A 16810-nucleotide genomic window follows, 5' to 3' on the forward strand; every position below is an offset into this window, starting at 1 on the left:
TTCGCATCACTGCCTCATTTCGCGGCAGTGCAATGAATCTCGTGGCAAATCAAGGGCTTGCGCGATCCCTGCCCACCGAGCCAACAGACTTATCCACAGAAGCCGTGGACAGACGCGAGAGTTGTCCCACCGGCAGCGACAGCAGCGCTTGCAGGCCGCCATCGGGGCGATTGCTCAGGATCAGCGTGCCGCCCATGGCCGTGGCCAACTGCTGCGAGATCGCCAGCCCGAGTCCCGTGCCACCGGTGTCCCGGTTGCGCGAGGTCTCCAGGCGATGGAAGGGCTTGAACACCGCTTGCAGCTGGTCCTCCGGGATGCCCGGTCCCCGATCCAGCACGGCGATATGCCACATCGACGTCGGCGCCGGGGTCATGTCTTGCGGGTGGCCGGTGGGCGCCGACGGGGGAGTGCAGAGGGGGGCGCTCACGCGCAGTTCAGCTTGTCCACCGAAGGCCAGGGCGTTGTCGATCAGATTCACCAGGATGCGCTTGAGCGCCTGCGGCTGGCCGACGACCGGCGCCCCGAGCTGCCCCTCCAGCGTCACCGGCTCGCCCGCGTCCTCATAGTCGCCGACGATGCTGGCCAGCAGCGCGTCGGCGTCCAGCCGGATCGCGGGCTCCGAGGTCCCGTGCAGGGTGCGGGCATAGGTGACGCCCTCGCGCACCAGCGCATGCATGGCGTTCAGGTCTTGGCGGAACTTGTCGCGCAGCGCCTCGTCGGCCATCAGGTCGGCGCGAAGGCGCATCCGGGTGATGGGCGTCTGCAGGTCGTGCGAGATCGCGGCCAGGATCTCGACCCGCTCGGCCGTGTAGCCGGCGATGCGGGTCTGCATCGCGTTGAAGGCGCGCGCGGCCTGGGCGACCTCGGCCGGGCCCGCTTCGTCGAGCAGCGTCGGCGTCATCTCGGGACCGAGCTCGTCGGCCGCGGCCGCGAGCGCGCCCAGCGGCCGTGTCACCAGCCGCACCGCCAGCCAGGCGCACAGCGCCAGCACGGCGAGCTGCGTCGCCAGCACCCACAGCACCCAGGGCGACACCGGCATGTCGACACGGCGCGCATGCACCGTCAGCGGCGTGCCGTCGCTCAGGCGCACCAGCATCTCGTAGCGCGCGCCGCCGAGCTGCGCCAGGCGCTCGATGCGGAAGGGGCGCAGCGCCTGGGCCAGCGCGTCGGTGAAGTCCTGGCTGAAGGCGTCGGGGCTGACGGGGCCGGCGTCGGCGTCGATCTCGCTGCCGACGGCGAAGCGGTAGTTGGGGCGCTCCAGCCGGGCCAGCCAGGCGGGGCGTTCGGCGGCGGGCAGGCGGTCGAGGATGGCGACGCCGGTGGCGATGTCGAGCTCGATGCCAGACATCATGAGCTCGCGCAGCGCCATCATCCGTTCCTGCCGGATCGCGACGAAGGCCAGCGCTTGCGCCACCGCGATGCCCAGCACCATCAGCAGCGTGACACGCGCGAAGAGCGTGCGCGGCAGCCAGCCGCGCGGGGCCCGGCTGCGAAGAGGGACAGGAGCGGGAGCGGGAGGAGAGGCGACGGTCATGGCCGGGTTTATAGGCCGGGAACCGTCTTTCGGGGGGCGCTTTGTATGCTTGTGTATACGTCCCCTGCTACGAAGACAGTAGCTTGCCTGCGGCATTCCGCGGGGATGATGCGACCGCTACAGTTCTTCGCCATGCAGACCTCCACGCCCACGCCCGACAACATCCTGATCGTCGACGACGATCGCGAGATCCGCGAGCTGCTGTCCGCCTACCTGACCCGCAACGGCATGAAGGTGACGGCGGTGCCGACGGGCCGCCACATGCGCATTGCGCTGGAGACGGCCGGGCCCTTCGACCTGGTGATCCTGGATCTGATGCTCCCCGGCGAGGACGGGCTGTCGCTGTGTCGCGACCTGCGCGCGGGCAAGTACAAGGCGACGCCGGTGATCATGCTGACGGCCCGCGGGGACGAGGCGGACCGGATCCTGGGGCTCGAAATGGGCGCCGACGACTACCTGGCCAAGCCCTTCGCGGCGCGGGAGCTGCTGGCGCGGATCAACTCGGTGCTGCGGCGGGCGCGCATGCTGCCGCCCAACATGCGGTCCACGGACGAGTCGCCGCGCTTGGCGTTCGGGGAGTGGGTGCTGGACACCATCGAGCGGCACCTGATCGATTCGCTTGGGACGGTGGTGCCGCTCAGCGGCGCGGAGTACCGGATGCTGCGCGTGTTCCTCGACCATCCGCAACGGGTGTTGAGCCGCGACCAGTTGATGAGCTTGACACAGGGGCGGGACACGGAGCTTTTCGAGCGCTCGATCGATCTGCTCGTCAGCCGTTTGCGCCAGCGTCTGCGCGACGACGCGCGCGAGCCCAAGTACATCAAGACCGTGCGCAGCGAAGGTTACGTGTTGTCCATGGCGGTGCAGGGCGTGGAAGGAGCGTGAGCCGGCAAGCGTCGCGCGCCGCTCGTGTGACCGTCATGCCTTCGCTTCGCCCTTGTCGTCCTCCGTGCCCTTGCCGGGGAACAGCCCGCGAATCACGCCGAGGAAGGCCGCCAGCACGCTGACGGTCACGCCGGTGGTGATGGCGATGAGGACTTGGTCGGACCAGGTTTCCACGCCGAGCGAGACCTTGATGGCGCCGTAGGCGCAGAGCAGAGCGATCCAGGCGATCAGGCAGGCGGCGGCGAGCCCATAGGCTTTCCCCGCGTAGGTCTGGCGCATCTGCCGATTCGCACGCATGTTGGCTGCGATCTCGTCGGGGACGCTGTCTGTCTCCGCCGCAACCAAGCCGTCTTGACTCGGCGGCATTCGCGAGAGCTCGGTAGGTCTGCGTTGTGCGGCGTTCCATTGCTTCTTCGGCTCATTCATGGCTCACACCGTGACGTCGTCGCGGATTGCCGCTTCGGAGATGGGGCTGCCGTCGGCCTCAGCTTGTGACCACGCGGAACCGGGCCGATGTGTCAGGTCGGAAAGAGCCTGTGCCGACAAGTGGCCGAATTGCTCGCAGATCGCATCAACCAGGGCCAGGGACGTCGCGTCATAGCGTTGGACCTCCGGCACCCGCCAGACCTCGCGGTCATCGCCGCCGGAGAGGATGCGAATCGTCTGCGTGATCGGGCGTTCGCAGTAGCACTTGACCTGGTGGTGAATGGAGTTCAGAACCGGCCCGTTTTTCCCACGCGTGAATGTGTCCTCGAAGAAGGGCGTCCCCGTCTCCTGCAAGTGCCAAGCCTGTGCGAAGTACATGAGCTTCTGCAGCTTCATGCTGTTCAGGCCGGGCAGGCGCCCCGCCTGAGCGCGGCGGATGAATTCGTTGGCGATGGCGTAAGCCGAGTACATGGACAACTCCTCGATGCACACGCGACGGCGCATGCCAGACGGAGCAGTCTAGGAAGCGGCTTTCTCCAATGACAGGGGTCCGCTCTGACATTCGTCAAGCGACCTCGGATTCCACCCGCAGGCGGGGATCGAGGAGGAAAACGGGGGGAGTACCCCCCGGCCTCAACCCGGCTGCTTGAGCAGCGCCTGGATCGCCGCCTCGGTCTGCTCGTAGGCGCCTTCGCCGAAGTGCGAGTAGACGACCCGGCCCTGCTTGTCGATCAGGTACTCGGCCGGCCAGAAGCGGTTGTTGTAGGCGCGCCAGGTGGCGAAGTCGTTGTCCTGCGCGACCGCATGCTTGATGCCCAGCCGCGCGATCGCGTCCTTCAGACCGGCAGTGGAGCGCTCCTCCTCGTACTCGGGCGAGTGCACGCCGATCACCACCAGGCCCTGGTCCTTGTATTTCTCGTGCAGCGCCTGCACGTGCGGCAGCTGGTTCAGGCAGTTGCTGCAGGTGAAGGTCCAGAAGTCGACCAGCACGACCTTGCCGCGCAGGCTCTCCATCGTCATCGGCGGTGCGTTGAACCAGTTGGAGATGCCCTTGAACTCGGGCGCGGGCTTGGCGCCGTTGGCCGCGATCACGGCAGCCGCGGTCGCCTCGGCCGAGGGCGGCAGCGAGAACATGATGGCCGCGACGGCGGCCACCCCGCCCAGCGCGAGCGGAATGAGGGTGCGACGAGGTGTCGAGCGAGGGGGCGTGGACATGGGAGACCTTTCCGGCAGAAGCGGCCTGCGCCGCGATGAGCCGCATTCTTCGGAAAGGCCCCCGGTCGCGATACGACTTGCGTATGCCTGTGTATCCGCCCTGGGAAGGAAAGACGATCCGATGCGCGCGGCGACCGCCTCAACGCGGGCGCCGCTTCCACCGCAGCGCCAGCGGGAGCCGTACGTCGACCCGCAGTCCGCCGTGTTCGCCATCGAGCAGCACGATGCGCCCGCCCATGCCCTCCAGCACCGAGCGCACGATCGCCAGACCCAGGCCGCTGCCGGGCTCCTGCTGCGCGGGGTCGCGGAAGAAGCGGTCGAAGACCCGCTCGCGCAGCGCCGGCGCGATGCCGGGGCCCTGATCCTCGACCTCCAGCACCGCGTCCGCTCCCTCGCGACGGACGGTCACCCGCACCACGCCGCCCGACGGGCCGTACTTGATCGCGTTTTCCACCAGGTTGTCGACCAGCGAGGCCAGCGCCGCAATCGGCGCGTCGACGCGCACGTCGGGCTCCGCGGACAGCTCCAGCTCGGTCGAGCGCGCCGAGGCCAGCGGCCCTAGCACCGCCAGACGATCCTGCAGCAGGCGGTCCAGCTCGACCTGCCGGATCGTCTCGGTCTCGGTGGCCTCGCTGCGCATCAGCGACAGCAGCTGATTGACCATGCGCGTGGCGCGATGGCCGCTGCTCAGCACGCCGCTCATCAGCTGCCGCCCGGCGTCGTCGGTCGCATGGCCGCGCAGCGCCTCGATGTTCACCAGCATCGCCGCCAGCGGCGTGCGCAGTTCATGCGCGGCGTCGGCGACGAAGCTGCGCTCGCGCTCGGAGCTCGAGGCCACGCGTCGCATCCAGCCGTTGATCGCGTCCACCATCAGGACCAGTTCGCGATGGCCCTGCCTCAAGGACAAGGGGGCCAGGTCCTGCGGGCCGCGGGCGGCGAGCTCTCGCGCGACGCCGTTCCAGGGCCGCATCGCCAGCCGGATCGACAGCCATGCCGGGAGGATCAGGAAGGGCAGACTGGTCAGCAGCGGCATCAGGTAGAAGCCGTCGGAGTAGACGGTGAGGAACACGTTCCATCCGTCGTCCGGCGCGAGCAGCGTGGTGCGCGTGCCGGAGGCGGCTTGGACCGTCCGCGCGCGGTAGAGCATTCCCCCCGCATGCATCGGCGTCAGCGAGGCATAGGGCGTGCGGATCGTGACGTCCGGCGCATGCGGCGAACGGTAGACGATGCGGCCCTGTTGCTCGACGACGAAAGAAGGGCGACGCTCGGGCTCGACCTTGTAATCCTCGGAGATCGAGGCATACAAGGTGTCGAGGACCCGGGCGAGCTCGGTCGGCCGATCGTGCAGGCCGTCACTGATGGCGCTGATCGTGTGGTAGACCGAGTCGGACTCCAGCAGCATGAAAGAGCGCCCGCCCAGGCTCAGCAGATAGGCGATCCCCAGCACCCACATCAGCGACAGCATCGCCATTTGCGCGACCAGCAGCCGCCGCACCAGGCTGGGCCGGATCACGGCCAGCAGCCACGCGCGCGGCAAACCGCTCAGGCGCCCCGCCAAGACCGCGCAGGTGGCCCTGCGCGCGCGGCGTCGCGGCTGCTCCGGACCGGCGCCGTGCGCGGCCTTCCCGGCGTTCATGCCGCGCCCTGCTGGTCGATGACGTAGCCGACGCCGCGCACCGTGCGCACGTAACCGTCGCCGATCTTGCGCCGCAGGTTGGCCATGTGCACATCCAGCGAGTTGCTGGCGTTGCTCTGCCCGCCGGGCAGCACCTGCTCCTCCAGCGTGCGCCGCGTGACGATGCGGTCGATCCGCATGAGCAGCTGGCGCAGCAGCTCGTATTCGCTGACCGTCAGCTCGACCGGCTTGCCCTGCACCGTGACGCGCCGCGTGGGCACGTGCAGCTGCAGGCCGCGCAGGCTCAGCGTCTCGCCGTCGAAGCCGTAGCTGCGGCGCGCCAGCGCGCGGATGCGCGACACCAGCTCGGCCACTTCGAAGGGCTTGACCAGGTAGTCGTCGGCGCCGGAGTCCAGTCCCTGCAGCCGGTCATGCAGCGCGTCGCGCGCGCTCAGGATCAGCACCGGCAGCGTGCCGTGCTCGCGGCGCAGACGCGTCAGCAGATGCAGGCCGTCGCCGTCCGGCAGGCCCAGGTCCAGCAGCACCAGGTCGCAGGGTTGGTCGGCCAGATGACGCAGCGCGCCCTCGACGTGGCGCGTCCAGATGACGTCGAAGCCCTGATCGCCCAGCGCGATGCGCACGCCGTTGCCCAGGTCCAGGTCGTCCTCGATGAGCAGTATTTTCATGGGCCCGATTGGACCAGCCCCGCGAGGGGAAAACAGTGGGGGCGTCCGCCGCTTCATGCTTTCTTCATGCGCGGCTCAGGTCGACTTCATGGGGCGTTTCGACACTGCCCTGGCGGTCCGGCGTCCTGCCGGACCTCTGTTCAGGGAGTACCGAATTGAGAGAGCCCCTCACGCCGCGTCCGACAGGACGCGGCAAGGATCCGATCGCGTCGAGCGCCTCGCGCATGCCGCTGATCTGCCTGGTCGTCAGCGTGTTGAGCGCCTGCGCCGCCACCGTCGATCCGATCACGACGCCCCGCGGTCGCGAAGGCTTCGTCGTGACCTGCGACAGCCCCGAGGGCTGGCCGGCCTGCTACCGCGCCGCCGCCGAGGCCTGCGACGGCCGCTATCGCGTCATCGACCGCGCCGAGCGAGCCAAGCGCCTGGTCGCCGAGTGCCGCCGCGGCGGCCGCTACGAGTGAGCGGCGCCAGCGCGCCTCACATCCATTGATCGCCGGGAACGCCCGGCCCTTCACCACACCACCACGATGAAAAACGCCATGAAGGTCCTCGCGGCCGCCTCCGCCATTGCCCTGCTGATCCCCGTCGCCGCGCGGGCCCAGTCGACGTCCGCTTCCGCGGCGACCGGCTCGGGCACTCCGGCTGAGTCGACCTACACCCTGGGCTTCGGCGCCGCCGTGACCTCGCGCTACAGCGGTTCCGACGAGCGCCAGGCCGTGCCGCTGATCGCCGCCGAGTTTCAGCACTCGAGCGGCTTCTTCGCCAGCACCATGCGCGGCCTGGGCTACGCCGGCGCGGCGGGCGGCTTCTCCTACAGCGCGGCCATCGGCTATCGGGGCCCGCGCTACGACGAGAAGAAGAAGCGCGACGGCTTCAGCACCGGCAGCGACTTCCTGCGCGGCATGGGCGAGGTCAAGGGCGGCGTGACCGGCAATCTGTCGGTGGGCTATGCCGTGCTGCCCTGGCTGGACCTGCAGATCCGCACCGAGCAGGCCCTGACCCAACGCGACAACGGCTCGACCTACGGGCTGGGCGCGCAGGCCAAGCTCATGGACGACGCGACCGACACCATCGGCGTGTCGGTGGGCGCGACGGCCGGCGACCGCAAGTACATGCAGACCTACTACGGCGTGAGCGCCGCGCAGGCCGCGCGCACCAGCTTCAAGGCCTACACGCCCAAGGCCGGCTTCAAGGAGATCGAGGCCGGCCTGAACTGGCAGCATCGCTTCTCGCGCCACTGGAGCGTTACCGGCGCGGTCGGCGTGCAGACCCTGGTCGGCGACGCGGCAAACAGCCCGCTGGTGCGTCGCAAGACCACGCCGGTCGCCGCCGTGTACGGCAGCTACGCGTTCTGATCGCGCGCCCCCCCGCCTCGCGGCCCGCCGCCGGCTTCGGCCCGCCGCCGGCTTCGGCCCGCGGCGGGCGTTCGCTCATCCCCACAGCGCCGCGACCGGCGGCTGCAGCAGGTTGCCGTCGTAGCGCATGGCGGGGTCGCGATCGCGGCTCAGCAGCAGCGGGCCGTCCAGATCGACGTAGGCGCAGTCCTGCGCGATCAGATGGGCCGGCGCCATCGCCAGCGCGGTGCCGCCCATGTTGCCGACCATCAGCCCGAAGCCCAGCGCCTTGGCGGCCCGCGCCAGCGCGAGCCCCTCGGTCAGGCCGCCGCTCTTGTCCAGCTTGATGTTGATGTACTGGTAGCGATTGACCAGCGCCGCCAGCGACGACCGGTCATTGCAGGACTCGTCCGCGGCCAGCGGGATGGGCGAGCGCAGGCCGTCCAGCTGCGCGTCGGTGCCGCGCGGCACGGGCTGCTCGATCAGCTCGACGCCCAGCGCCTGCAGTTCGGGCAGCAGGCGTTCCAGCAGCGCGCGGTCGAAGGCCTGGTTGGCGTCGATCAGCAACCGGGCGGCGGGGTGCTCCTCGCGCGCGATCCGGACCATGTCCAGATGACGCGTTGCGTCGCATTTGAGCTTGAGCAGCGGCAGGTGGCGTGCCGCGCGGATGTGGCGCCGCACGTCCTCCTCCCGTCCGAGTCCGATGGTGAAGGCCGAGGCCACCGGATCCGACCGTAGCCGGCCCGCCAGCGCCCAGGCGCGGCGTCCGGTCTGCTTGGCGCGCAGGTCCCACAGCGCGCAGTCCAGGGCGTTGCGCGCGCCCCCCGCGGGCAGCGCGCGCAGCAGCGCCTCGCCGGTCAGGTCCTCGACCAGCAACGGCCGCACGGCGTCGATCTGGGCGGCCATGGAGACCAGGGTCTCGTCGTCGTAGAGCACGCCGGCGGCCTCGCCGCGGCCGACATGGCCCTGACCGTCGTCCAGGTGGACGACGATGACGTCGATCGCGACGAAGGTGCCGCGGGAGATCTCGAAGGGCTCCTTCAAGGGCCAGGACTCGGTGGTGATGGTGCAGTTGAGCAGCATGGGGGATCTCGCGTGAATCAATCGGGCAGGCGTTCAAGGAGCACGTGGCGGCTGCGATGCGTGTCCATGCGCAGCGCGACGACCGGACTGCCGGGACCGTCGCGGCGCTCCACGCGCAGCTGGCCGGTGGAGGGATGCGACAGCAGGGCCACGACCTCCTGCCAGCCGAAGAGTTCGGTCGACCAGGGCGTCAGCGCCAGGCGCGCGCGCCCGAACTGGCCGTCGATCTCCAAGCGCCAGGTGGTCTCTCCGCTCTCGGCGTCGACGTGAGGCCGAACCACCGCCTGCGCGTCAAGGTCGTGCGAGAAGTAGCGGCCCGCCAGCGCCGCCGCGGTGTCGGCCGGGAGCGGCTCGGCCGGCAGGCGCTCGAAGCGCGCGACCACGCCGGCTTCCGCGAGGTCCAGCGCGGCCGGTGCGGCCGCGGCGTCGGTGCCCTCGGGGCCGGTGCGTGTGAGCTGCGCAGCGTTCAGCGAGAGCGGACCGATGGCCATGTCCTCGAAGCCGGCCCGCAGACGCTCGCCTTCGACGCGCAATCCCACCGGCGGACCGTTCAGAAAGCGCAGGCCCAGCAGGCCGGGCTCGCCCTCGGTGAACTCGATCACGCGGCCGGTGCGTGCATCGGCATAGCGCGCGCCTCGCATGGGCAGGAAGTCTTGCAGCTTCGCTTTCACTGGTGTCTCGCCGACGTGATCGGCCAGCACGGTGTCGATGATGCGGTTGGCCAGCTCCATCGGATTGGCCGGCGCGCCGTTGACCATCATGATGATGTCCAGCGCATGGTCCGGCACCGTCAGCATCTGGCACGTGCCGCCGACCACGCCGCCGGCGTGATGCACCACGCGCAGGCCGCGGTAGTCATGGACCATCAGCCCCAGCGCGTAGGGGTTGGCCAGACCGCTCTTCAGCACGGCGGGAACCAGCATCTGGCGCCAGGTCTCGGCGGAGCCCACGCGCTTGTCGTCCGCGCGCAGATGCGCCAGCCAGCCCAGCATGTCGTCGATGGTCGAGACCATCGCGCCTTCGCCGCGCACCTCCTCGGACGGGAAGATGCCGCGGCGCCAGCCGCCTCCGCGCGACGGCGGAATCGGCACGTGCATGGTCGCGATGCCCGGCACGATCAGCAGGTCGCTCGGGACTGAGTCCGTATCCCGCATGCCCAGCGGCTGGAAGATGCGGTCGCGCAGGAACTGCTCGAAGGGCACACCGGCGAGCTTCTCGATCAGCAGCGACATCAGGTGATAGCCGCCGTTGCAATAGACCATGTTCTCGCCGGGCGCGAAGTTGACCTCACGCTGGCGCTTCATGGTTTCCCAGGCGCCGCCGTCGGGCGTCAGCGCCTCGCCGTTGCCCAGGGAGCCGATGTCCAGATGGCAGCGCAGGCCGCTGGTGTGCGACATCAGCTGTCGCACGGTGGGCTCGACGGCGCGCGCGGGCAGCTCGGGCAGGTAGTTGCGCACCGGCGCGTCGGGATCGACGAGCCCGTCCTCCGCGAGCAGCAGCACGGCCAGGCAGGTGAAGTGCTTGCTGGTCGAGCCGATGCGCATGCGCGTCCACGGCGTGTTGGCGGTGGCGTGCTCGAGGCTGGCCAGACCGAAGCCGCGGCGGTAGATCGTCTCGCCGCGATGCGCGACGCCGACCACCAGCCCCGGCGCATCGCCGCGATTGATCGAGGCGAAGAGCGCGTCGAGCGCTGCGACGATGGAGGGCGTGGAATCAGGAACGGGGGAGGAGTCGCTCATCATGATCTCGAGGTGGGTGGGACGCGACGCGCGTCCCGTGCCTGTCTAGACGAGCGTGAAGGGCGGATCCGCGCCGCTCGCGGGTAACTACCGACCGCGGCGGCGAGGGATCAGAAGGGCATGGTCGCCGTCATCCCGACGGTGCGCGGTTGCGCGACGTTGACCCAGGTCGGCCCGCCCATCGCCTGCAGCAGGTTGATGGCCGAGAGCTGCGCGCGACGATCGAAGAGATTGCGCGCGTAGAAGGCCAGTTGCACGCGGCCCAGGTCCACGCCCGCGTTCAGATCGGTGAGCGCGTAGGACGGCATCCAGTAGGTCGGCACCGCGGCGCTGCCCTCCAGGCCCGCGTTGCGCGCGCCGACGAAGCGTTGCGACAGGCCCGCGTAGGCGGGATGCCCCATCGCCTCGAAGGCGTAGCTGGCGGACAGGCTCGCCGAGAAGCGCGCACTGTTGGGCAGCCGCGTGCCGGCCTTGGCGCCCAGGCCCGGCGCGTCCTCGCTCAGCTTGGCATCGATGAACGCGGCGTTCGCGCCCAGCGTCCATCGCGCGTCCGGCCGGTAGTTGAGGTTGAGCTCCGCGCCGTTGATGCGGGCCGCGCCCGCGTTCACGACCACCGTCAGGCCGTTGACCGGCTGATACTGCTGCAGGTCGCGCCAGTTGAGCCGGAAGACCGCGGCCTCGATGCCCAGGCGTTTGTCGAGCAGGTCCGCCTTGTAGCCCGCTTCCAGGCTGGTCAGGGAATCGGGCTTGAACGCCGTGGGCGCGCGCGGCTGGCCCGTCTGCGGATCGTTGAGCACCGCGTTCGGGCCGCCGGCGCGGTACCCGCTGGCGCCGCGCGCGTAGAGCGAGCTCACCGCGTTGAGCGCGTACCGCGCGGTGAGCAGCCAGGTGCGGCTGGTGTCGGCCGAGCGCGCGTCAATCACCTGCGCGGGGCCGGTGAGCAGGCCGCCGACGCTCTGCTGATAGGACTGACGGTTGCGCGCCACGCGCAGGCCGGCGGTGAGGTCCAGCCCCAGGCCCGTCTTCCAGGTCGCGTCCCCGTAGCCGGCGAGCTCGTGATAGCTGGCCGGGATCTGCGCCGTCAGCAGGTTGGGGCCGACGACGCCACCGTCCAGCAGCGCATCCACGTTCTGCCGGTTGGTCGTGCGCTCGTGGTTGATGTAGAGGCCGGCCAGCCACTCGAACTGCTTGTCGGCGCGCGAGGTCAGCCGGAACTCCTGCGTGGTCTTGTCCAGACCGACGCGGACCAGCGCCGGCACCGCCGCGGCCTGCAGGCCGATGGAAGCCAGCATCGGCACATAGCCGCCGCTCATGTCGATGGTGGAGGAGTTGCGCACCCGCTGACGCGAGGTGATCGAGTTCAGGCGCGCCCAGCCGAGGTCGACCTCGACGTCAGCCGCGACCAGCGCGATGTTCACGTGGTACGGATCGGGCGTGTAGAGCCGGCGCAGCGTCTCGCCCTCGATCGGGCGGCCGGTGGCGGCGCTGTAGTCGACGAAGTTGGCGCCGTCGCGGCGGATGTTCTGCATCGTGCCGGTCAGGCGCAACTTGATCCGGTTGCTCGGCTGGACCAGCAGCGACAGGCGCGCGCCGCCGGTGTCGCCCCGGTCCGTGTTCTTGCGCGCGACCAGGCCGATGGTGTCGACCCAGCCGCCGTCGTGCTGGCGGAACGCCGACAGCCGCAGGCCGGCGACGTCCTCCTTGAGCGGCGCGTTGAGCACCACGCTCTCGGTGTGGCCGATGCCGCCGCCGCGCGTCGCGGACAGGCCCACCGCGACCTTGCCCGAGAACTCGTAGGTGTCGGGCTCGTTGGTCACGTACTTGAGCAGGCCGCCCATGGCGCTGGCGCCGTAGAGCGTGCCCTGCGGACCGCGCAGCACTTCGATGTGGTGCAGGTCCAGCAGTCCCATGTCCAGCGCCATCTGCGAGCCGTTGGCCACCGCGGTGCTGGAGCCGAAGGCCACGTCGTCGATGTACAGCCCCACGGTGGCGATGGTCTGCATGCCGGTGGACACGCCGCGCATGCTGATGCTGCTGACGCCCGGTCCGCCCGTGCCCTGCGCGTCGATGCCGGCCTGGTTGGCGAGGTAGTCCTGCAGGTTGCGGGCGCCGCCGCGCTCCAGGCCCTGCGTCGCCACGGTGCCGACCTGCATCGGCACGTCGCGCACCGGCTCGCGACGGCGCGTCGCGCTGACGATGACGGTGCTGAGGGTGCCGGTCTCGTCCTCCGCGCGGGGAGCGACCGGGGCGGGGGCGGCCTCGACCGAGATCACCAGTGCGCCCGACACGTCGCGTTGCGCCCGCAGCGGCGTGCCCTCCAGCAGCGCCGCCAACGCCTCCACCGGCACGGCCTGGCGATGCAGGCCTCGGGTGACGAGGCCCTTCACGTCCTGCGTGCGGTAGATCAGCTGCGTGGCGGTCTGACGGGCGAAGGCGTCCAGCGCGATCTTCATGTCGCCGGCGGGGATGTCGAAGGCGACCGGCGCGCGCGCTGCAGGCGGCAGGCTTTTCGCCTGGCCTTGCGCCTGGGCCTGTGCTTGCGCCTGCGCGCTGCACAGCGCGGCCGCGAGCGCGGCGGCCGCCGCCAGACGATGCGGGCGCGACTGACGGGACGGGGAGGGCGAGACGGACGTGGACCGAAGGTTCATGGTTTTCTCCGAGGGGGCAAGGATGCCTTCTTGTCGAGCTCCGGATGGACGATCCGGACCGTGCGAACGAAGTGTTTTTCGCTGGCGAGGATGGTCAGCGCACCGGCGACGAAGGCCACGGCGCCGACGCCGGCCATCGCCGTCAGCAGTCCGCGCGATGCGGCGGGCATCCAGTCGGACAGCGCGCCCACCAGCACCGGGCTGAGCGCGCCCATGCCGATGGCGAAGGTGCTTCCGATGGCGATCACGCGAGAGCGCAGCGGCGCGGGGCTCATGTCCTGCAGCATGGTCGGGGCCAGGACGCTGCCGGCGATCAAGGCCGCGACCTGCGCGCCGAAGAGCCAGTACAGCGTGCGCGCGTCCGGCGCCCAGAGCATCAGCGCCGAGGTCGCAGCCGCGATCAGCGAGCCCACGGCGATCACGCGCAGCGGCGTGGCCAGGCCCAGTCGTCGACCGAAGACACGCACGCCGCCCGCGCCCAGCACCGCGCCGACGGCGGTGCCGGCCAGATAGGCCGCGCCGATGCCGGCGCCGACCTCGACCGCCGGCGCGCCGAAGGTACGGGTGGCCACGATGGGCGCCCAGTTGCCTGCCGCCGCCAGCCCCACCCCGGTGAGACCGGAGCCGATGAACAGTCCCGCCATCGTGCGACCGTGCGCGCGGGCGAAGGGAGCCAGTGCGGTGCGCTCGTCATCGCGCGGCAGGGACTCGGCGTTCGCGTCGGCGCGTTCGGGATGCCGGCGCATCAGCAGCACCGCGGCCGCCACCAGCGGCCCGGGCGCGGCGACCGCCAGGAAGGCCAGTCGCCACGATTCCATCGACTGCAGCACGACGGGCAGCTGCGGGCGCAGCGTGGCCAGCTGATCCACCAGCGCGCCGCTGAGCGCGATGCCCACGCCGGCGCCGAAGATCGCCGCGAGGGCGAAGACGCCGTTGGCCAGCGCGCGGCGGCGCGCCGGCACGATCTCGGGGATCAGGCCGTAGACGATGGGCGCGAGGCCGGCCTCGCCGATGCCCAGACCGACCGCGGAGATGAACAGGGTGGTGAAGCTGTGCGACAGGCCGCAGGCGGCGGTGGACGCGGCCCACACCAGCACGCAGATCGCGAGCATCTGCCGACGGCCGTGGCGGTCCGCCAGCCAGCCCAGCGGCACCGCGGCCAGCCCGGCGAAGAGCGTGACGCCCACGCCCTGCAGCAGGCCCAGCAGCGTGTCGGACAGGCCAAGGCTGGCGCGCATGGGCTCGCCGAGCAGGACCAGGATCTGGCGGTCCATCGCGCTGAAGATGCTGGCCACGATCAGCACCAGCAGACCGTAGACGGCCATCAGCCCGTGGCCGCGCCGTGCGGTGGGCGCGAGAGCGAGGGTCGCGCTCATGCGCCGGCTCCTTCGGGGAACACCACGAAGGCGCCCGACACGTCGCGGCGGAAGCGCAACCGCGTACCGCCGAGCAGCCGGCGCAGCGCCTCGTCCACCCGCAAGCGGCCCTTGAGACCGGCGCAGACCGTGCCTTTGAGGTCCTCGGTGCGGTACAGCAGCTGGGCTTGCGCCTGGCGGGCGAAGACCTCGAGCGCGCGTTGCAGGTCGCCGGCGGGGATGTCGAAGACGGGCTCGACCGGCCCCGGTCCGGAGGGCTGCGCGCGGACCCGCGCATGGGCGCCGAGCGCGAGCAGCGCGCACAGGCCCAAGGTGCGCCGGCGCAGGGCGGTGGACGACAAGGCGCGGGAGGGGACGTGGGGTGTGGTCATGGGAACTGCTGCAAGAAATGGCCCGGTGGCCGGTCAGGAGGCGAGCGCGCCGGCGGCGAGATCGGTGTCGGCATCGGCGTCGACCCGGTGCATGCGGATCTGGCGCGAGCGCACGGTGTTCAGCAGCAGCGAGCGCACGCCGCGGCCGTCGCGCGACTCGACATGCATCGCCGCGTGATTGGGGAAGTAGGGATCCGTCGACTGCAGGCCGAAGACCTCGTCGTCCCAGGGCGTGACCGTGAACGTATTGCCGCCTTGGCCGGCGACCAGCCGCAGGCGCAGCGCGCCGTCGACCACGTCGATCTCACCGCTGGCCTGCATCGCGGGCGAGTGGTAGCGGCCGACCAGCGGATGGGTCGCGTCGATGACATTCACACCATGGGCCGAGTCGGACGGGTCCGGCAATCGGCGGCAGACGCTGGGGTTGCCCCACTCGACGATGTGCAGCGCGCTGGGCGCGGGATCGGGCGCGAGTCCCTGCGGCGGAAGGTCCAGCGGACTCGCGGACATGCCTTCGAAACCGACGCTCAATTGGGCGCCGTCGTCGATCAGCGGCAGCGGCGGGCCGTCCATCACGCTGACGCCGAGCATGCCCTCCAGATCGGCGAAGCGCAGCAGGTGCCCCGATTCGCGCGAGTGGAAGCGGCCGCCGGCCAGACCGGGATAGCGCTCGGTGCGCGCGTGGGCGGGGCGGGCCTCGGGGAGCCGGTCGCCCAGCACCGCGTCGACGATCGCGTAGCCCAGCATCTGCGGCTGCGCGGGCGCGCCATTGCACATCAGCGCCAGGTCCAGACCGAAGGCCGGCACGGTGAGCATCTGGCTGCAGCCGCCTACCACGCCGCCGGTGTGGTGGATCACGTCCACGCCGCGATAGGCATGGCGGCGCAGCCCCAGCGCATAGCGGGCCTCGCAGCCGTTGGCCAGGCGGGCCCGGGTGAGCAGCTGCGCCCAGCTGTCGGGGCTGCCCACGCGGCGCTCGGGTCCGCGCAGGTGGCGCAGCCAGCGCAGCAGGTCGTCGATGGTCGAGACCATCGCGCCGTCGCCCAGCACCTCCTCGCTGGGGAAGAGGCCGCGACGCCAGCCGCCGCCCAGCGCGGCCGGCCGCGGTACATGCAGGGTCGCCAGGCCGGGGACGATGTCCAGATCGCTGGGGATGGACGCCGTGTCGCACAGGCCCAGCGGCTCGAAGATGAGTCCCTTCATCGCCTGCTCGAAGGGCCGGCCCGCCGCCTTCGCGATCACCAGCGAGAGCAGGTGGTAGCCGCTGTTGCAGTACAGCAGGTTGGTGCCGGGCGCGAAGTTCATGTCGGGCTGCAGCGCCTGCAGCCGCAGTTCCTCGCCCCGGGGTTGCGTCGCCAGGCCTTGCGCGAGCAGGCTGAGGTCCAGCACGCAGCGATAGCCGCTGGTGTGCTGCATGAGCTGGCGCAGGGTGGGCTCGACCGGCTGGGGCGGGAGTTGCGGCAGGTGCTCGCGCACCGGCGCGTCCAGGTCCAGCAGGCCCCGCTCGGCCAGCAGCAGCGCGGCCAGGCAGGTGAAATGCTTGCTGGTCGAGCCGATGCGCATGCGGGTGTGCGGGGTGTTGCGCACGCCGTGCTCCAAGCTGGCCATGCCGAAGCCGCGGCGGTACAACGTGCGTCCGTCCATCGCCACGCCGACGACCAGACCGGGCGCGTCGCCGCGGTCGAAGGGCGCGAAGATGGCGTCCAGCGCGGCGGTGACGGCGGCGCTGTCGGGAAGGTTAGGAAGGTCCGAAACGGGCGGCGCCGCTGGCACGAGCGCGGGATCGGTGTCGGCGGGGCGCGAGAGGGGAGTCGAACGAGGGCTGCTCATGGCGGGATTCCTGGATGGACGGCTGTTGCCCGTCTAGACGAAGCGCCGCGCGGTCTCCATCGCCGGGG

Annotated in this window: 15 protein-coding genes; 3 read left to right on the forward strand and 12 right to left on the reverse strand. The window is 70.7% G+C overall.

From position 1 onward, the window contains the following. Nucleotides 1–49: 49 nt before the first annotated feature. The gene (locus tag ABDW59_RS00390) at nt 50–1534 is read right to left on the reverse strand and encodes an ATP-binding protein (protein ID WP_343627315.1); all 1485 of its coding nucleotides are present in this window, start codon (nt 1532–1534) and stop codon (nt 50–52) included. Between the two features lie 132 nt (nt 1535–1666). Here ABDW59_RS00390 and ABDW59_RS00395 point away from each other — a divergent pair, with 132 nt between their 5' ends. After that, entirely contained in the window at nt 1667–2419 is a 753-nt protein-coding gene (locus ABDW59_RS00395; protein ID WP_343627316.1) for a response regulator, read from the forward strand. Nucleotides 2420–2452: 33 nt separating this feature from the next. On the opposite strand, the gene ABDW59_RS00400 is transcribed toward ABDW59_RS00395, so the two are convergent. The 5 genes from ABDW59_RS00400 to ABDW59_RS00420 all read right to left on the reverse strand — a co-directional run bounded on the left by ABDW59_RS00400 (nt 2453) and on the right by ABDW59_RS00420 (nt 6361). Then, entirely contained in the window at nt 2453–2845 is a 393-nt protein-coding gene (locus ABDW59_RS00400; RefSeq protein ID WP_343627318.1) for a hypothetical protein, read from the reverse strand. 3 nt (nt 2846–2848) lie between these two features. After that, complete coding sequence (locus ABDW59_RS00405) at nt 2849–3316, reverse strand: Panacea domain-containing protein (protein ID WP_343627319.1); 468 nt, start codon at nt 3314–3316, stop codon at nt 2849–2851. 162 nt (nt 3317–3478) lie between these two features. Continuing rightward, nucleotides 3479–4060 (reverse strand): thioredoxin family protein, encoded by a 582-nt coding sequence (locus ABDW59_RS00410; protein WP_343627320.1) that lies wholly within the window; start codon nt 4058–4060, stop codon nt 3479–3481. A gap of 139 nt (nt 4061–4199) precedes the next feature. After that, nucleotides 4200–5696 carry an ATP-binding protein gene (locus ABDW59_RS00415; RefSeq protein WP_343627321.1) on the reverse strand — a complete coding sequence of 499 codons (1497 nt, stop codon included), beginning with the start codon at nt 5694–5696 and terminating at the stop codon, nt 4200–4202. Next, nucleotides 5693–6361, reverse strand: a complete 669-nt coding sequence (locus tag ABDW59_RS00420; RefSeq protein ID WP_343627322.1) for a response regulator — start codon at nt 6359–6361, stop codon at nt 5693–5695. Before ABDW59_RS00420 ends, ABDW59_RS00415 begins: the two co-directional genes overlap by 4 nt. 155 nt (nt 6362–6516) lie before the next feature. On the opposite strand from ABDW59_RS00420, the gene ABDW59_RS00425 reads away from it, so the two are divergent. Both ABDW59_RS00425 and ABDW59_RS00430 read left to right on the forward strand, forming a co-directional pair. Beyond that, nucleotides 6517–6822: a hypothetical protein gene (locus ABDW59_RS00425; RefSeq protein ID WP_343627323.1), complete on the forward strand. Its 306-nt coding sequence runs from the start codon at nt 6517–6519 to the stop codon at nt 6820–6822. 66 nt (nt 6823–6888) lie between these two features. After that, nucleotides 6889–7716: a MipA/OmpV family protein gene (locus tag ABDW59_RS00430; RefSeq protein WP_343627324.1), complete on the forward strand. Its 828-nt coding sequence runs from the start codon at nt 6889–6891 to the stop codon at nt 7714–7716. 75 nt (nt 7717–7791) lie between these two features. On the opposite strand, the gene dgcA is transcribed toward ABDW59_RS00430, so the two are convergent. The 6 genes from dgcA to ABDW59_RS00460 form a co-directional block, all read right to left on the reverse strand. Beyond that, nucleotides 7792–8778 (reverse strand): N-acetyl-D-Glu racemase DgcA, encoded by a 987-nt coding sequence (gene dgcA, locus ABDW59_RS00435; RefSeq protein WP_343627325.1) that lies wholly within the window; start codon nt 8776–8778, stop codon nt 7792–7794. A gap of 17 nt (nt 8779–8795) precedes the next feature. Then, nucleotides 8796–10517, reverse strand: coding sequence for a serine hydrolase domain-containing protein (locus ABDW59_RS00440; RefSeq protein ID WP_343627326.1), 1722 nt, complete (start codon nt 10515–10517; stop codon nt 8796–8798). A gap of 110 nt (nt 10518–10627) precedes the next feature. After that, the gene (locus ABDW59_RS00445; protein ID WP_343627327.1) at nt 10628–13165 is read right to left on the reverse strand and encodes a TonB-dependent receptor; all 2538 of its coding nucleotides are present in this window, start codon (nt 13163–13165) and stop codon (nt 10628–10630) included. After that, nucleotides 13162–14541 carry an MFS transporter gene (locus ABDW59_RS00450; protein ID WP_343627328.1) on the reverse strand — a complete coding sequence of 460 codons (1380 nt, stop codon included), beginning with the start codon at nt 14539–14541 and terminating at the stop codon, nt 13162–13164. Before ABDW59_RS00450 ends, ABDW59_RS00445 begins: the two co-directional genes overlap by 4 nt. After that, nucleotides 14538–14912, reverse strand: coding sequence for an STN domain-containing protein (locus ABDW59_RS00455; RefSeq protein ID WP_343627329.1), 375 nt, complete (start codon nt 14910–14912; stop codon nt 14538–14540). Before ABDW59_RS00455 ends, ABDW59_RS00450 begins: the two co-directional genes overlap by 4 nt. Before the next feature lie 33 nt (nt 14913–14945). After that, on the reverse strand, nt 14946–16742 hold the full coding sequence (locus tag ABDW59_RS00460; protein ID WP_343627330.1) for a serine hydrolase domain-containing protein: 1797 nt from the start codon (nt 16740–16742) through the stop codon (nt 14946–14948). Nucleotides 16743–16810 lie beyond the last annotated feature (68 nt).

Origin of the sequence: Roseateles sp. (assembly GCF_039595295.1) — a bacterium.
In the GTDB taxonomy this organism is placed as follows: Bacteria; Pseudomonadota; Gammaproteobacteria; order Burkholderiales; family Burkholderiaceae_C; genus Roseateles.

What these genes read in the sequence shown, in the direction of transcription:
- ABDW59_RS00390 (WP_343627315.1), bottom strand. Translation starts at nt 1,534, where the DNA reads ATGACCGTCGCCTCTCCTCCCGCTCCCGCTCCTGTCCCTCTTCGCAGC.
- ABDW59_RS00395 (WP_343627316.1), top strand. Translation starts at nt 1,667, where the DNA reads ATGCAGACCTCCACGCCCACGCCCGACAACATCCTGATCGTCGACGAC.
- ABDW59_RS00400 (WP_343627318.1), bottom strand. Translation starts at nt 2,845, where the DNA reads ATGAATGAGCCGAAGAAGCAATGGAACGCCGCACAACGCAGACCTACC.
- ABDW59_RS00405 (WP_343627319.1), bottom strand. Translation starts at nt 3,316, where the DNA reads ATGTACTCGGCTTACGCCATCGCCAACGAATTCATCCGCCGCGCTCAG.
- ABDW59_RS00410 (WP_343627320.1), bottom strand. Translation starts at nt 4,060, where the DNA reads ATGTCCACGCCCCCTCGCTCGACACCTCGTCGCACCCTCATTCCGCTC.
- ABDW59_RS00415 (WP_343627321.1), bottom strand. Translation starts at nt 5,696, where the DNA reads ATGAACGCCGGGAAGGCCGCGCACGGCGCCGGTCCGGAGCAGCCGCGA.
- ABDW59_RS00420 (WP_343627322.1), bottom strand. Translation starts at nt 6,361, where the DNA reads ATGAAAATACTGCTCATCGAGGACGACCTGGACCTGGGCAACGGCGTG.
- ABDW59_RS00430 (WP_343627324.1), top strand. Translation starts at nt 6,889, where the DNA reads ATGAAAAACGCCATGAAGGTCCTCGCGGCCGCCTCCGCCATTGCCCTG.
- dgcA (WP_343627325.1), bottom strand. Translation starts at nt 8,778, where the DNA reads ATGCTGCTCAACTGCACCATCACCACCGAGTCCTGGCCCTTGAAGGAG.
- ABDW59_RS00440 (WP_343627326.1), bottom strand. Translation starts at nt 10,517, where the DNA reads ATGAGCGACTCCTCCCCCGTTCCTGATTCCACGCCCTCCATCGTCGCA.
- ABDW59_RS00445 (WP_343627327.1), bottom strand. Translation starts at nt 13,165, where the DNA reads ATGAACCTTCGGTCCACGTCCGTCTCGCCCTCCCCGTCCCGTCAGTCG.
- ABDW59_RS00450 (WP_343627328.1), bottom strand. Translation starts at nt 14,541, where the DNA reads ATGAGCGCGACCCTCGCTCTCGCGCCCACCGCACGGCGCGGCCACGGG.
- ABDW59_RS00455 (WP_343627329.1), bottom strand. Translation starts at nt 14,912, where the DNA reads ATGACCACACCCCACGTCCCCTCCCGCGCCTTGTCGTCCACCGCCCTG.
- ABDW59_RS00460 (WP_343627330.1), bottom strand. Translation starts at nt 16,742, where the DNA reads ATGAGCAGCCCTCGTTCGACTCCCCTCTCGCGCCCCGCCGACACCGAT.